The organism is Acidovorax sp. FG42, assembly GCF_057809195.1.
In genome coordinates, this window is sequence record NZ_JBMDJM010000003.1 from 242,805 (window position 1) to 257,461 (window position 14,657).

General features: G+C 66.4%; 16 protein-coding genes. 5 read left to right on the forward strand and 11 right to left on the reverse strand.

The annotated features are described in order from the left end of the window. Positions 1–121 precede the first annotated feature (121 nt). The 3 genes from ACODSM_RS05545 (at position 122) to ACODSM_RS05555 (ending at position 2,047) form a co-directional block, all read left to right on the forward strand. Positions 122–1,072, forward strand: coding sequence for a cation diffusion facilitator family transporter (locus ACODSM_RS05545; protein ID WP_488804598.1), 951 nt, complete (start codon positions 122–124; stop codon positions 1,070–1,072). Then, entirely contained in the window at positions 1,069–1,527 is a 459-nt protein-coding gene (gene dtd, locus ACODSM_RS05550) for a D-aminoacyl-tRNA deacylase (RefSeq protein WP_488804599.1), read from the forward strand. Before ACODSM_RS05545 ends, dtd begins: the two co-directional genes overlap by 4 nt. 73 nt (positions 1,528–1,600) lie before the next feature. After that, complete coding sequence (locus ACODSM_RS05555; RefSeq protein ID WP_015015916.1) at positions 1,601–2,047, forward strand: universal stress protein; 447 nt, start codon at positions 1,601–1,603, stop codon at positions 2,045–2,047. A gap of 180 nt (positions 2,048–2,227) precedes the next feature. Here the strand turns inward: ACODSM_RS05555 and ACODSM_RS05560 are convergent, their stop codons facing one another. The 4 genes from ACODSM_RS05560 to ACODSM_RS05575 form a co-directional block, all read right to left on the reverse strand. Continuing rightward, positions 2,228–3,565 carry an MFS transporter gene (locus ACODSM_RS05560; protein ID WP_488804600.1) on the reverse strand — a complete coding sequence of 446 codons (1,338 nt, stop codon included), beginning with the start codon at positions 3,563–3,565 and terminating at the stop codon, positions 2,228–2,230. Next, positions 3,562–4,308, reverse strand: a complete 747-nt coding sequence (locus ACODSM_RS05565; protein ID WP_488804601.1) for a sulfite exporter TauE/SafE family protein — start codon at positions 4,306–4,308, stop codon at positions 3,562–3,564. The genes ACODSM_RS05560 and ACODSM_RS05565 overlap by 4 nt, the downstream gene beginning before the upstream one ends. Before the next feature lie 179 nt (positions 4,309–4,487). Further along, the gene (gene ybeY, locus ACODSM_RS05570) at positions 4,488–4,946 is read right to left on the reverse strand and encodes an rRNA maturation RNase YbeY (protein WP_209816313.1); all 459 of its coding nucleotides are present in this window, start codon (positions 4,944–4,946) and stop codon (positions 4,488–4,490) included. 62 nt (positions 4,947–5,008) lie between these two features. After that, positions 5,009–5,965, reverse strand: coding sequence for a PhoH family protein (locus ACODSM_RS05575; protein ID WP_060985313.1), 957 nt, complete (start codon positions 5,963–5,965; stop codon positions 5,009–5,011). A gap of 80 nt (positions 5,966–6,045) precedes the next feature. Here ACODSM_RS05575 and ruvA point away from each other — a divergent pair, with 80 nt between their 5' ends. Beyond that, entirely contained in the window at positions 6,046–6,621 is a 576-nt protein-coding gene (ruvA, locus tag ACODSM_RS05580; RefSeq protein ID WP_488804602.1) for a Holliday junction branch migration protein RuvA, read from the forward strand. Positions 6,622–6,626: 5 nt separating this feature from the next. On the opposite strand, the gene ACODSM_RS05585 is transcribed toward ruvA, so the two are convergent. Continuing rightward, positions 6,627–7,766: a carbonic anhydrase gene (locus ACODSM_RS05585; RefSeq protein ID WP_488804603.1), complete on the reverse strand. Its 1,140-nt coding sequence runs from the start codon at positions 7,764–7,766 to the stop codon at positions 6,627–6,629. A gap of 114 nt (positions 7,767–7,880) precedes the next feature. Here ACODSM_RS05585 and ruvB point away from each other — a divergent pair, with 114 nt between their 5' ends. Beyond that, the gene (gene ruvB, locus ACODSM_RS05590; protein ID WP_291442245.1) at positions 7,881–8,942 is read left to right on the forward strand and encodes a Holliday junction branch migration DNA helicase RuvB; all 1,062 of its coding nucleotides are present in this window, start codon (positions 7,881–7,883) and stop codon (positions 8,940–8,942) included. Here ruvB and ACODSM_RS05595 read toward each other — a convergent pair. From ACODSM_RS05595 to ACODSM_RS05620, 6 genes are all read right to left on the reverse strand, one after another. Beyond that, positions 8,899–10,701, reverse strand: coding sequence for a lysoplasmalogenase family protein (locus tag ACODSM_RS05595; RefSeq protein ID WP_488804604.1), 1,803 nt, complete (start codon positions 10,699–10,701; stop codon positions 8,899–8,901). The genes ruvB and ACODSM_RS05595 overlap by 44 nt on opposite strands. Before the next feature lie 79 nt (positions 10,702–10,780). Then, positions 10,781–11,950, reverse strand: a complete 1,170-nt coding sequence (locus tag ACODSM_RS05600; protein WP_488804605.1) for a DSD1 family PLP-dependent enzyme — start codon at positions 11,948–11,950, stop codon at positions 10,781–10,783. After that, on the reverse strand, positions 11,934–12,575 hold the full coding sequence (locus tag ACODSM_RS05605) for a histidine phosphatase family protein (protein WP_015015905.1): 642 nt from the start codon (positions 12,573–12,575) through the stop codon (positions 11,934–11,936). The genes ACODSM_RS05600 and ACODSM_RS05605 overlap by 17 nt, the downstream gene beginning before the upstream one ends. A gap of 31 nt (positions 12,576–12,606) precedes the next feature. Continuing rightward, a complete protein-coding gene (locus tag ACODSM_RS05610) occupies positions 12,607–13,227 on the reverse strand; it encodes a DUF4136 domain-containing protein (RefSeq protein WP_488804606.1) in 621 nt (206 codons plus the stop codon). Positions 13,228–13,282: 55 nt separating this feature from the next. Continuing rightward, positions 13,283–14,266, reverse strand: a complete 984-nt coding sequence (gene ttcA / locus ACODSM_RS05615) for a tRNA 2-thiocytidine(32) synthetase TtcA (RefSeq protein ID WP_422848609.1) — start codon at positions 14,264–14,266, stop codon at positions 13,283–13,285. Between the two features lie 4 nt (positions 14,267–14,270). Next, a complete protein-coding gene (locus ACODSM_RS05620) occupies positions 14,271–14,654 on the reverse strand; it encodes a dihydroneopterin aldolase (protein ID WP_192420890.1) in 384 nt (127 codons plus the stop codon). Between the last annotated feature and the right edge of the window lie 3 nt (positions 14,655–14,657).

Genomic DNA, 14,657 nt, shown 5'->3' on the forward strand with positions numbered 1-14,657 from the left:
CTGCGTTGCATCAACGCTGGGTGCGCACCCTGGGCGCTCTGTTAAACGGAGCTTAAGGTGGCTCTGGTGTAATTTCTGACTCGCCTGTTCGCCATTGTTTCGGCTCCCTCGCTCATTCACCATGTCCGCGCCATCTTCCGCATCCCACCCCTGGCTTTCACCCCGCAACCTGCTGTGGGCCTCGGTGGCCGTGGCGGTGGTCACCATCGCGCTCAAGACGCTGGCCTGGGTGGTCACGGGCTCGGTGGGTTTGCTGTCGGACGCGATGGAGTCGTTTGTGAACCTGGCCAGCGCCATGTTTGCGCTGGCCATGGTGACGGTGGCGCAGCGCCCGGCCGATGACGACCACCCCTACGGCCACCACAAGGCCGAATACTTTTCATCGGGCTTCGAGGGCATCCTCATCATGGGCGTGTCGGCAGGCATCCTGTGGGCAGCCGGGCACCGCTTGTTCGACCCGCAGCCCATCGAGCAGGTGGGCTGGGGCTTGGGCTTGTCGGTGCTCAGCTCGGCCCTGAACGGGTTGCTGGCGTGGGTGATGTTCCGCTCGGCGCGCGAGCACCGCTCCATCGCGCTGGAGGCCGATGCCCGCCACCTGGTCACCGACGTGTGGACCTCGGCTGGTGTGCTGGTGGGCATTGCGGGCGCGGCCCTCACCGGATGGCTGTGGCTGGATGCGGTGGCGGCGATTGCGGTGGCGCTAAACATCCTGAAAGAAGGCGTGGAGCTGGTATGGCGCTCGTCCCAGGGCCTCATGGATTCAGCGGTGGAGCCCGAGGTGCAGTCCACCATCGACGCCACGCTGCAGCAGTTTGTGGCGGCCCAGGCGCCCGGTGCCGTGCGCTTCGACCATGTCTCTACTCGCCGCGCGGGCCAGCGCCAATTTGTGGACATGCACCTGCACATGCCCGCCGACTGGACCTTGCGCCACGCGGCCGAGCTGCGCGGCCAGGTCGAGCGCGCGCTGATGACGGCCGTGCCCGGCCTGCGTGCCACCATCGAACTGCTGCCCACCGATGTGGAGGCGCATTTCGACGACCCCCGTGACGATGTGAAGGATGCCGTGAAGTGATCAGCGTATTGCAACGTGTGCGCGAAGCGCGTGTGGATGTGGACGGGCAGACCGTGGGCGCCATCGGCGCGGGTCTGCTGGTGCTGGTGTGCGCCGAGGGTGCCGACACCGAGGCCGAGGCCGACAAGCTGCTGGCCAAGATCCTGAAGCTGCGGATTTTTTCGGACGCTGCGGGCAAGATGAACCAGAGCGTGCAGGACATCGGTGGTGGACTGCTGCTGGTCAGCCAGTTCACGCTGGCAGCCGACACCACCGGCGGCAACCGCCCGAGCTTTACCCAGGCGGCGGCGCCCGACGAAGGGCGGCGGCTGTATGACTACCTGGTGGACCAGGCCCGCAAAGTCCACCCCGTGGTGGCCACCGGCCAGTTTGCGGCCGACATGCAGGTGCATCTGGTCAATGACGGGCCGGTGACGATACCGCTGCGGATGCCGCCCGCCGTGGTGGCCGCCTGAGTGCTGCACAGAGCTGCCTGGGGTGTGCCTGCGCACGGTGAGGCGCTACGATGGGTTTTTAAGGGGAACTCTCATGTACGAAAAGATCCTGGTGCCTGTGGACGGCAGCCCCACTTCGCTCGCGGGCCTGAATGAGGCCATTGCCCTGGCGCGTGTGATGGGCTCCACCATCAAGCTGCTGCATGTGGTGGATGAAATTTCGCTGATGACGAGCTTTGAGGCCGCCATGGCGTTACCGCCCAACGTGTTCGATCTCTTGAAGGAAGCGGGTCAGCAAGTGCTGTCGGATGCCGAGGCGCGGACGAAGGCTGCTGGCATTGCGGTGGAGGCCGAACTGTTCGAGAGTTATTCCGGGCGGGTCAGTGACCTGATCCTCACCAAGGCCAAGGAATGGGGCGCCCAGATCATCGTGCTGGGCACCCATGGCCGACGGGGTGTGGGGCGCATGCTGCTGGGCAGCGACGCCGAGCAGGTGCTGCGCCAGTCCCCTGTGCCTGTGCTGCTGGTGCGCGGCGGCTGACCTTCGTACGGGCTGCGTTCCTGGCAACGGGGTAGGTCAGCCCGTCAGTGCCGCCAGAAAAGCGCGGCGGCAATCAGCAGCCCAGTGACCACGCCGCCCCGGCGCAGCACTTTGGCAGGCAATTGGCGTGCCAAACGGGCACCGCCGTAGCCGTCGGTCTTGATAGGCGGGCGCTACAGGCTATTTGGGTTCTGGTGTCTGCGAAGAAACCAGTGGCGATACAGGCAAAAACCGAAACGCCGTCGACGCCAGCGCCAGCCAGGCCGCAATGGACAGCATGACGGCCGTGTGGGCATCCCAGCCCAGACGCTGGGCGCCGGTGGCCACGATGCCAGTGAACCACTGCATCAGCGCCACGCCCAGGAACATCGCCATGGTGTAGGCGGACAGGGCCCGGCCCGTGAGTGCGGGTGGATACGAAGCGCGCACATCGGCGTACTGCAGCACGCCGTAGCCCCACAGCAGGCCCATCAGCAAAATCAGCACCACGCTGGCCGCAGGGTGCACCCGCAAAAAGGCCAGCAGCGCGAACAGCCCGGCCATGAGCAGCGAGGCATTGCCAATCCAGCGCCGGCGGCGGCCAATGCCCGGGTCCAGCCGGCCCGCCAACCCGGGGGCGAACAGTGCAATCAGCGACAGCCCCAGCGCCACGTTGCCGCTGTCCACCAGGGTGAGGTGGTAGCGGTCCATCAGCAGCGGCGCCAGCCACAGGCCCCGCAGCGACAAAAAAGCGGCGTAGCCCGACATGCCCAGCAGCAGGATGCCCCAGGTGTGCGGCATCGTGAGCAGCTGGCCAAAGCCCAGCAGCGCCTGGCCCCAGGTTTCGCGCTGCGCCGGGGGCGGCACCAGCGGGGCGGGCTCGTGCACCCGCAGCCAGATCAGCAGCCACGACAGCGCGCTGAGCACTGCCAGCACGGCATAGCCCGTGCGCCAGCCGCCGCCGTGCTGCACCAGCCAGGCCAGCGGCGTGCCGGTGAACAGCAGGCCCAGCCCACCCACACCCATGGCCACACCCGACAAGTAGGCAAACCGGTCGGCCGGAAAATGCCTTGCAATGAACAGTGTGCAAGCCAGAAACGCAGGCGAGCAGCCCACGCCGATCATCAACTGGCCCACCATCAGCCACGCGTAGCCGGGCGCTGCTGCGGAGAGCGCGGCCCCGCCAATCGCCAGCGGGAAGGCCATGAGCACCGTGCGCCGCAGGCCCCACAGGTCCAGCCCCACGCCCATCAGCAATTGGGCCACGCCGAACGACAGGCCGAACAACCCGGCAAAGGCCCCCAGCGACCCCGGAGACAGTCCGAACTCGGCGGTCAGCCCCTGGGCCAGGATGGCGGTGGTTGTGCGAAACGCCTGGCTTAACGCAAAACCACTGAGCAGCGTGAGCAGCATGGCCCACAGCACGCGGTTGGGCGGACGGCCGCTGTCTGCCTTTGGCGCCGGCGCCGGCGAGGGTGCTGGTGCCGCCGCAGGCGTGGATCTGGGCGTTGGCGACGGGGCTGAGGAGCTGCTGTTCACTGCCGCCAGAAGAACACCGCTGCCATCACCAGCCCGGTGACCACGATGCCCCAGCGCAGCACGTTGGCAGGCAGCTTGCGCGCCACGCGGGCACCGCCGTAGCCGCCTGCGGTGGCCGCCACCATCATCATCAGCGCCTGGGGCCACAGCACGATGCCGCCCGCTGCGTAGATGGCTACCGCAATCGCGGTGAGCAGGGCCGAGACCAGATTTTTCATGCCGTTCATGGCGTTGAGCTGGGTTTGCCCCAGCAGGCCAAACAGCGCCAGCAGCAAGATGCCCAGCCCGCCGTTGAAGTAGCCACCATACCCCGCCACGGCCAGCATGCCCAGGGCCGCCTTCCCCGGCGCAGCAGGGCCATGGGCCGACGCACCGGCCCACTGGCGCAGCCGGGGGCCCAGTGCAAACATCGCCGTGGCCGCCAGCAGCAGCCAGGGCACGACCTTGCGGAAGGTGGCGTCGGGTGTGATCAGCAGCAGCGCAGCCCCGGCCGATCCGCCGATGAGGGCCAGCAGCACCACCGCCCGCATGGACAGGCCGGGCGGCGGCTGCATGTCTTCCCGAAACCCCCAGGCCCCCGCCATGTAGCCCGGAAGCAGCGCTACCGTGCCCGTTGCATTGGCCACCACGGGCGGCACGCCGGTGAAGACGAGGGCGGGCAGTGTCAGAAAGCTGCCGCCACCGGCGACGGCATTGAGGGCGCCGGCGACGAAGGCGGCAGCGACGAGAAGGGCGGTATCCAAAGTATCTCCTTGGCCACGGCGTAACGCGCGTGGCATTGCACCGATGTTAGGTGGAGATTCGGAGTTATTGAGTCCGGATTGCGACTGTAAAAGGTGCGACTGCTTTACCTGCGGCTGCGTTTTGAAGCGACGTTTAAAAGTGGGTTGTCCGCCGAGTCGCGGGGGAGCCGTGCGGCCGATCAGGTCGCGTAGGGGTCTTCAAAGCCCAGCTCTTGCAGGATGTCGGTCTCGTACGCCTCCATCTCCTCGGCATCGGCCTCGCTGGTTTCATGGTCCCAGCCCTGGGCGTGCAGCGTGCCATGCACCAGCATGTGGGCGTAGTGCTCTTCCAGGCTCTTGTTCTGCTCCTTCGCCTCCCGCTCAATCACGGGGGCGCAGAGCACCAGGTCGGCGGTCACCACGGGCTCCTGGGTGTAGTCGAACGTGAGCACGTTGGTGGCGTAGTCCTTCTTGCGGTATTCGCGGTTGAGCTGCTGGCCTTCTTCGGCACCCACGATGCGCACGGTGATCTCGGCGTCGGTGGCCAGCGCGTGGCGAATCCAGCGTGTGACCTTATGGCGGGGCAGTACGGCGCGGTGGGCGGCCACGCCGTCAAAGGTGCCGAACTGCAGCGACAGGGAGAGTTGGTTCAAAGACATTGGGATTGTTTTTGGCACTTAGCGCTTGATGCATGACCGCAAGCAGCTATCAAATTAGGAGTTCAGTCGCGTGTGCGCGCAGCGGCTGCGCGGCGGGGGGCGTCATAGGCGTCCACGATGCGGGCCACCAGCGGGTGCCGCACCACGTCGGCGCTGGTGAAGTGGGTGACCGAGATGCCCTTCACGCGTTTCAACACCCGCTCGGCGTCGATCAGGCCGCTCAGCGTTCCTTTGGGCAGGTCGATCTGGCTCACGTCGCCCGTCACCACCGCCTTGGCACCAAACCCGATGCGGGTGAGGAACATCTTCATCTGCTCGGGCGTGGTGTTTTGCGCCTCGTCCAGGATGACGAACGCATTGTTCAACGTGCGACCGCGCATGAAGGCCAGCGGTGCGATCTCGATGGCGTTGCGCTCGAACGCCTTTTGCACCTTGTCATGCCCCATCAGTTCGTACAGTGCGTCGTACAACGGGCGCAGGTAGGGGTCCACCTTCTGCGCCAGGTCGCCCGGCAAAAAGCCCAGGCGCTCGCCCGCTTCCACCGCCGGGCGGGTCAGCACGATGCGCTGTACGCTGCTGCGCTCCAGGGCATCCACGGCGCTGGCTACAGCGAGATACGTCTTGCCGGTGCCTGCGGGGCCAATGCCGAAGGTGATGTCGTGCGTGGCAATGTTCTGCAGGTACAGGTTCTGCGTGGGGGTGCGCCCGCGCAGGTCGGCGCGGCGGGTGTTGAGGATGATGGCGTCGTCCGGGGCCTCCAGCAGTTCGCTGTCGCCCGCCAGCATCAGCTGGATGTAGTCCTCGCCGATGGGCCGCTCGGCCATTTCATACAGGGCCTGCAACAGCTCCATCGCCTGCGTGGCTTTGGCCTTGGGGCCGTCGACCTTGAACTGCTCGTGCCGGTGCGCAATGCTCACCTGCAAGGCCACCTCGATAGTGCGCAGGTGCGCATCGGCCGGGCCACACAGGTTCGTAAGCCGGGTGTTGTTGTGGGGGGTGAAGGTGTGGCGCAGGATCACGCGGATAATTCCAGTCAGGCAACGGAAAACGGCAAGAACGACGGCGCGGCATGTCACGCCCGCGCCGCCAAAGGACATCAATGATAGGCAAATTGACCGGCACCCTGCTGGAGAAGAATCCCCCCGAGGTGCTGCTGGACTGCCACGGTGTGGGCTACGAGGTGAATGTGCCCATGAGCACGTTCTACAACCTGCCCGCTGTGGGCGAGCGCGTGAGCCTGCTGACCCAGTTCATCGTGCGCGAGGATGCGCAGCTGCTGTACGGCTTTGCGACCGCCTCCGAGCGCCAGGCGTTTCGCGAGCTGATCAAGATTTCTGGCGTGGGGCCGCGCACGGCGTTGTCCATCCTGAGCGGCATGGGCGTGAGCGATCTGGCGCAGGCGATTTCGCTGCAGGAGGCAGGGCGGCTGGTCAAGGTGCCCGGCATCGGCAAGAAGACTGCCGAGCGCTTGCTGTTGGAGCTGAAGGGAAAGCTGGGCGCTGACATCGGTGCTGTGCGCGGCGCAGCCAACAGCGATGCGCAAGCCGACATTTTGCAGGCGCTGTTGGCTTTGGGCTACAACGACAAGGAAGCGGCGGCGGCGCTCAAGGCGCTGCCAGTCGATGTGGGTGTGAGCGATGGGATCAAGCTGGCGCTCAAGTCGCTGGCGAAGTGAAGCGCTTATTGGGCCTCGCGAACCAGGCGTCCGTTAGAGGCCTGCACAGGACGTGCGTTGGGTGGCGACACACGCTGCAGCATGCGCAGCTGTGCGGGCCCTACATTGACCGGGGTCTTCATCACAATGCGCAGTACGCCCTCGGTGCAGGGCGGCTGGGTGATGGAGCCTGCGTACTGGTAATAGCGCCGGTCCTGCGGTAGCAGCTCGTCCACGGAAAGCACCGGCTGCGGCAGACGCACGCTGTCTTGCACATCCAGGGGCATATGGGTCCAGATGCGGGTGATGAAGGCGTTGGTGCTTCCCAACTGCATGGGCACGCTCACCACCGCTGTTTGACCGTCAGGTCCCTGGTACACCAGATCGGTTGCCATCGGGTAGTTGTGCTGATGCACGCGCTCTTCAGCAGGGTGGCGAAACTGCAGGCGCACCAGGCGCCAGGGCATTCCGCGCAGCGTCAGGATGCTGTCGCCTTCCACTTTCAGTTCCAAGCCATGCCCGCTGTGCAACACCGTGCCTCCGAAGAACTGGTGGTTGAAGGGCAGAGGGGGCGCCGGACCGACCTCTACGTCTTGGGCTTTGATATGGATCGGCGACTGCCGCATGCCCCTGCTGCAGGTTGCAAAGTCCGGGTGCAGGCTGCCCCAGGCCTGGGGACCCCGGTCTCCACTGTCGTAGTCCCAGCGCACCGTGCGTGGGTCTGGGGGCGGTGGAGGTGGCGCAACTGCCGCCAGTTCCGCTGCCCGTGTCTGGATATAGCGCCGGCTGGCTTCAGGGTCCTGAACGGCAGGGCGGGCCGGGGCCTGTGGGATGGCCATGGTCTTGGCTGGTTTGCTGGGGCGCTCGGTCGGGATACGCACCTCCACGCTGGGGATAGGCTCGGCCCGCCGACGCGCACCTGCCGACGTGGTGGGCGCGTTCTTCGTTTTAGCGCGCTGGATGGCTTCGTCGATCCGAGTGGCCAAGTCGGCCTTTTCCTGCGGGTTCTCAATACGGATGGAGCCGCTGGCGGACCGGGCTGGTGAGGGCGGGGGAATCTGACCGGTCGCAGCGAGGGCGGTAGCGCCACAGGCAACCAACACAGCCAGCTGGTGGAGGAAAAGGGGCCGGGGCAGGCAAGGGGGCGCAGGCATCGTCTTGGTCATGGTCTGGTTCATCTATCGGCGCTGTTCCCGCTTACTTGACCCCCGGGGAATCCTTGGGCGATATAGTGGCAGATTGCATGCCAGCATGGCATTCGCCGCCCAGACATAACTGCCGTGACCATCCAGACCGACGACTTCTCCCCCGCCCCCGCCAAACGCGTCATCTCTGCCGCCCCTGCCTCTCCCCAAGAGGAGGCCATCGAACGCGCCTTGCGCCCCAAGCTCCTGCAGGAGTACGTGGGCCAGGCCAAGGCGCGGGAGCAGTTGGAGATCTTCATCGGCGCGGCGAGGAAGCGCGAGGAGGCCCTGGACCACGTGCTGCTGTTCGGCCCGCCGGGCCTGGGCAAGACCACGCTGTCGCACATCATCGCGGCCGAGTTGGGGGTGAACCTGCGCCAGACCAGCGGACCGGTGCTGGAAAAACCCAAGGACCTGGCGGCGCTGCTGACCAACCTGGAAAAGAACGACGTTCTCTTCATCGATGAGATCCACCGTCTGTCACCCGTGGTGGAGGAAATCCTCTACCCCGCGCTGGAGGACTACCAGATCGACATCATGATCGGCGAAGGCCCTGCGGCGCGTAGCATCAAGCTGGACCTGCAGCCCTTCACCCTGGTGGGCGCGACCACGCGCGCGGGCATGCTGACCAACCCGCTGCGCGACCGGTTTGGCATCGTGGCGCGGCTGGAGTTCTATACGGCCGAAGAGCTGGCGCGCATTGTCCAGCGCAGTGCCGGGTTGCTCAACGCACCCATGGACGAGGACGGCGGCTTCGAGATCGCCCGCCGCTCGCGTGGCACACCGCGCATTGCCAACCGCTTGTTGCGCCGCGTGCGCGACTATGCCGAGGTCAAGGGCAATGGCCGCATCACCAAGTCCATTGCCGACAAGGCGCTGGCCATGCTGGATGTGGACCCGCAGGGCTTTGACGTGATGGACCGCAAGCTGCTCGAAGCCGTGATCCACCGCTTTGACGGCGGGCCTGTGGGGCTCGACAACATCGCTGCCAGCATTGGGGAAGAGGCCGGCACCATCGAGGATGTGATCGAGCCCTACCTGATCCAGCAGGGCTTCCTGCAGCGCACGCCGCGCGGGCGCATTGCCACGCTGGCCGCGTTCCGCCATCTGGGGGTCACGCCGCCGAAGGCGAGCGGGCAAGATCTGTTTGGGGTGTGAGGGGCGCGGCAGAGCTGGGCTCCGCGCGGGCTGTGCCCCGCAGCATGCCCGCCACGATCAGCGCCTGCGCCGCGTAGTACGTCGCCAGCACCCACACTTGGGCCATGGGCAGGGGCGTCACGAAGCGGTTGGTGGCCAGCAGCGAGTCGCTGAGCATGAAGAACCCGGCGCCGATGGCGACACACAGCGAAGCGGCGTCGCGCAACACGGTGGCGCGGCCAATGGCCTGGGCCGCCATCAACGCAATCACCAGCACATAGGCCGCGACGGGGGCGCGGAGTGCAGGCGGCAGGCCGCCCGTCCACAGAAAGGCGTACATGGCCACGCCGATGCCCAGCGTGGCCGCCAGTGCACCCCGGTGCGGAAACCAGGTCTGCCCGCTTTTGAACAGCGCCACATAGAACAGGTGCGCCACCAGAAAGCTCACCAGACCGGGGATGAACAACCCCGGGAACATGAGGAACACATCCCCCGCCAAGGACCCGCTCAGGGCGGCCATCAGCAAGATCCAGGGCGTATTGGAGCCCGGTGTGCCCCTTGCGCTAGTCGAATATGCGCTGGTAGCTACCAAAATAATAGCGATTACCATGGTCAGTGGCTTGAACAGCCAATGCCACGCCGTGAGCCCCAGCGCACTGGTGGCCGTGGCCAGCGCCGCGCTTTGCAGCATCAGCGCCATCAGCATGCCGATGCGCCCCTGCATCACCGCGCCCAGCGACCATTGCACCGTCAGCAGCACGGCAAACCAGATGGCGTTGTGCGCCAACGGCGCTGCATCGGCCTGCCACAAAAAGGCTGCCACGCCCGTGAGCAGCAGCGCAAACTGCACCAGCGCAAACCACTGCACGGCGCGCGACATGGGCGGGTGATAGAGCTGCATCTGCGCCATGCTGAACGCGGGCTTGGGAAACCGCTCGGCCACATCGGCCGGGCGCCAGCCTGGGGGCTTGATCCACACCCGGAGCTTGTCTGCCCAGCTGCGCGCATGCCAGCTGTCGTGCGCCAGCCCCGCATAAACCTGGGCGTTGGCCCACAGCGGATCCCAGCTGTTGAGCAGGCCGCGCGTGCCGTACACACATTTCTCCTGCGCGTCTTCGTCCTTGAAGGTGCCGAACATACGGTCCCACAGGATCAGGATGCCGCCGTAGTTCTTGTCCAGGTAGGCGTCGTTGACGGCATGGTGCACGCGGTGGTTGCTGGGGCTGCAGAACCAGCGGTCGAACCAGCCCAGGCGCCCCACCTGCTCGGTGTGTACCCAGAACTGGTAGAGCAGGTCGATGAGCGCCACCACGCCGAACACCAGGGGCGGCACGCCAGCCAGCGCCATGGGCACGTAAAAGATCCAGCCCAGCAGCGCGCCCGAACTGGTCTGGCGCAGCGCGGTGCTGAGGTTGTAGTCCTGGCTCTGGTGGTGCACCGCGTGCGCGGCCCAGAGCACGGCCGACTCGTGCCCCATGCGGTGCAGCCAGTAGTAGCAGAAGTCGTAGAACACCAACGCCAGCAGCCAACCGGGCAGGCTGGTCCAGAACGCATCGTTGCGCCACAGTGCCACATGCTCGAACAGGGCGGTGTAGATGCCGATGCGCAGCAGGCGCGTGAAGACTGCGCTGGTCTGGCTGAGCATGCCCAGGCTGATACTGCTCACCGCATCGGCCAGGCGGTAGGTGTTGCGTTGGCGCTTGAAGCCGACGGCCAGTTCAATGGCGATCAGCACAAAGAAGACGGGCGTCGCAAGGACGATGATCTGGCTGGGGCTCATGCTGCTGGATTGTGGTCCAGCAGCCAGCCCTCACTGGGGCAGGTGAACCCCTATAGCGCCCGTGTTTAGAGGGCCGCGTCTACGTCAGCGCTCCCCGCGCATCCACGCGGATGATCCGCTCCACGACCCCGTCCACCAGCCCGCCGCGCACGCCGATCAAAAAGTCGTACAGGTTGACGGTGGGATCGCAATGACCGGGGATGAGCCAGAGCATGTGCCCCAAACTGGGCAGGCGGGCATCGGGAGCGTCTGCGTAAAGCAAACCGTGTTCGTCGCCCCCGTTGGCGTAGCGCAGGGTGCGGTCGGCGAGCAGCAGGGCCACGGTGGGCAGGCCCGAGTCGATGGCATGGCTCTTGTGGCCTGCGTCGCACACCGCGTGGGTGTCGCGCACCGAAACCACCTGGGTCTTGACGTACAGCGCGTGCTCAAACGCGGGCTGGGCCGGGTCGCGTTCGTTGCGGGCGTAGTCGGCGTCCATGAACAAAAACGAGCCCGCCTGCAGCTCGCCAAACACGCCGCTGGCAGCCTCGTGCACCAGGGTGCCAGTGCCCGAGCCCGTGATCAGGGGCACGGCAAGGCCCTCTGCCTCGATGAGTTGGCGCGTGTGATAGGCCGCCTCCACCACCTTGGCGATGGCCTCGCGGCGGCCCACGCTGCTGGCCAGGTGCTGGGCTCGGCCATGGTACGCCTGCAGGCCCGCAAAGCGCAGCCGGGGGCTGCGCGACACGGCCAGTGCGAGGGGCACGGCGGCCTCGCCCGGTGGCACGCCGCAGCGGCCTTGGCCCACGTCGATCTCGACCAGCACATCGATGCCCGCATCGCTGCCGGATTGGGCCATGGCTTCGGCCAGGCGGGCGATGCCATCGGCATGGTCCACCGCCACCCCCAGGCGCCCGCCGCGTGCCGCCAGCTGCGCGGCCAGCCGCGCCACGCGGTGCAGCTTGGGCATGGCGATGACCTGGTTGGTGATGGTGATGTCATCGACGCCACCGGCAGCCAGCGCCTCGGCCTCGGCCACCTTCTGCACGCACACACCCTGAGCACCCGCGCGTTGCTGCAGCAGCGCGATTTCGGCGCTTTTGTGCAGCTTGGCATGGGGGCGCCAGCGCACCTGGTGCTTGCGTGCGAAGTCGGCCATGCGCTGGATGTTGCGGTCCATGGCGTCCAGGTCCACCACCAGCGCGGGGGTGTCGATCAGGTCCACGCGTTGGCCGACGGTGGTTTGCAAGGCTTCAGGCGTGGTTTTCATCGCGCACGACAATCTGGTCAAGGTGTTGGGTGTCCGCCCAGCCGACAAGGGTGAGGCCGTCAGGCGTCCACAGCAGGCGGTTGATGGCGGCGTTCGCGAGTTGCCAGGTGCGCGGCGCCTGGATGTCCTGGCGCGTGGCCAGGCGGTACAGCACGTCAAGCACGCCGCCATGCGCCACCATCACCACCTGCTCGCCCACATGCTGTTGTGCGAGCGCGGTCACGGTGCGTTCGATGCGGTCACGCAAGGTGACGAGGGACTCGCCGCCCTCGGGTGTGTAGTGCGGGTCGCGCTTGCGCCAGCGCAAGGCGTCCTCGGGCAGCTCGGCCTCGATCTCGGCAAACGTGCGGCCCTGAAAGTGCCCGAAGCTGCGTTCGCGCAGACCCGGCTCGGTCTTCAACGGGGCGCCCGTGGTGCGGGCCACGGCCTGCGCGGTGGCGTGCGCGCGTTGCAGGTCGCTGGAGTAGATGGCTGCAATCGGCTCGCCCACCAGGGCCTGGGCGACCTGGGTGGCCTGCCACAGGCCGGTGTCGTTGAGCGGGATGTCCAGGTGGCCCTGGATGCGGGTGTCCACGTTCCAGGCGGTTTCGCCGTGGCGGATGGCAACGATGCGGGTGGCTTGCATGCAGTGGCGGAATGACTGAGGATGGGACGCCCTAGGGGGCAGGGGGGGCCAGGGGTATGCGCACTTGGCGGGGCCCCTGGGGCGGTTTGGGAAAGCCGTTGAGGGCCGCGTCGAACAGCACGCCATAGACGGCCGGGTCGCTCACCCACACATCTTCGTGCACGGCCGAGGTTTCGTACACCACGGCCTGGGTGCTGGCGTCGCGCATCACGATGCTGACTGCGCGGCGGTGCAGGGGCGTGGGTTCGCCAAAGCGCCACACGCCATGCACGCCCCAGCCCCGCCCATACCAGCCGCCCATGCCCCAGGGGCCGGGCCCGTAAGCGCCGTAGGGGCCATAGGGGCGGAAGGGGTCATAGCGCGGCACGGCGTCGGCCTGCACACCCAGCTGCACCAGCAGGCGGGGCGCGGCCTCGTCGCGCTGCAGACCTGCGCGTGCCAGGGCCTGGTCGGCCAGCGTGGCGATGGCGTTGAACGAAGGGGCCTGCTGCGAAGGCAGGCGCTCAATGCGGTACGTGGCAGGTGCGGGCATGGCCGCCAGCGTTGAGAAGCTCTGCACCTGGCCCTCCACCACGCGGGTGGTGCTGCAGCCTGCGAGCAGGGTGACGGTGAGGCCCAGGAGCAGGGCGGTAATCCATCGGCGTTGTGTCATGGTCAGAGTGTCCTGAAACAAGGATCTCCGTGAGAGTGCCGCTGGCCCCGGCAGTTCACGACAGTTGCACCACCTGCACACCCGGCAACGACGGCGATGGCGCCGCAAACTCTTCCTTGTCAAACGCCTTGTCGCCGTCTTCGCTGGCAATGCCCGTGGCCTTGGCATTCTTGAAGTCGTACAGGCTGCCGTCCAGCAGGTGCGAGGGCACCACGTTCTGCAGCGCGTTGAACATGTTCTCCACGCGGCCAGGAAAGCGCTTTTCCCACTCGCGCAGCATCTCGCCCACCTGCTTGCGCTGCAGGTTCTCCTGGCTGCCGCACAGGTTGCACGGGATGATGGGGAAGTTGCGGTGCGCGGCCCAGCGGGCGGTGTCTTTCTCGGCCACGTAGGCCAGCGGGCGGATCACCACATGCTTGCCGTCGTCGCTCACCAGCTTGGGCGGCATGCTTTTCATCTTGCCGCCAAAGAACATGTTGAGCAGCAGCGTCTGCAAAATGTCGTCGCGGTGGTGGCCCAGCGCGATCTTGGTGCAGCCCAGCTCATCGGCCACGCGGTACAGAATGCCCCGGCGCAGGCGGCTGCACAGGCTGCAGGTGGTCTTGCCCTCGGGGATCAGCTTCTTGACGATGCTGTAGGTGTCTTCGTTTTCGATATGGAACGGCACGCCGGTGCTGGCCAGGTATTCGGGCAGCACATGCTCGGGGAACCCAGGCTGCTTCTGGTCCAGGTTCACCGCCACCAGGTCAAAGTGAATGGGCGCGCGGGCTTTGAGCTTGAGCAGGATATCGAGCAGCGCATAACTGTCCTTGCCGCCGGACATGCACACCATGACCTTGTCGCCTTCTTCAATCATGTTGAAGTCGACGATGGCCTTGCCGACCTCGCGGCACAGGCGCTTTTCCAGTTTGTGGGTTTCGCGCTCGATCTTCATGCGGGCGGCGCCGCCGGCGGCGGCCTCTGCAGGCTCGTCGGTCCAGCCGGAGGGGGCGGAGAGGGCGGGGTTGGTGGGTGGGGCTTCGTTCACTACGGTGCTCATGGGGTCACCACTGTCCTGTCTCGACGCGAATGGCCACTTCGCAGTCGTCAAAAATTTCGAGTTTGGCAATCTTCACGCGCACGCCCAGCACGCCGGGCAACTGCATCAGGCGGTTGGCCAGCTTGCCGATCAGGCTCTCCAGCAGGTTCACATGCTCGGCCGTGCACTCGTCGATGATGATCTGGCGCACACGCCGGTAGTCCAGCACATGGCCGATGTCGTCGTCGCGCGGGGCCAGCGGCTGCACCCCCAGGCTCAGCTCAGCGTCCACCTGGATGGGCTGCGGGTCGGTCTTTTCGTGGTCGAGGATGCCCAGGTTGGCATCAAAGCGCAAACCGGTGAGCGTCAGGATCTGCGTGCCAGTCATCTGGGAAGGGGTCTGTGTCATGGG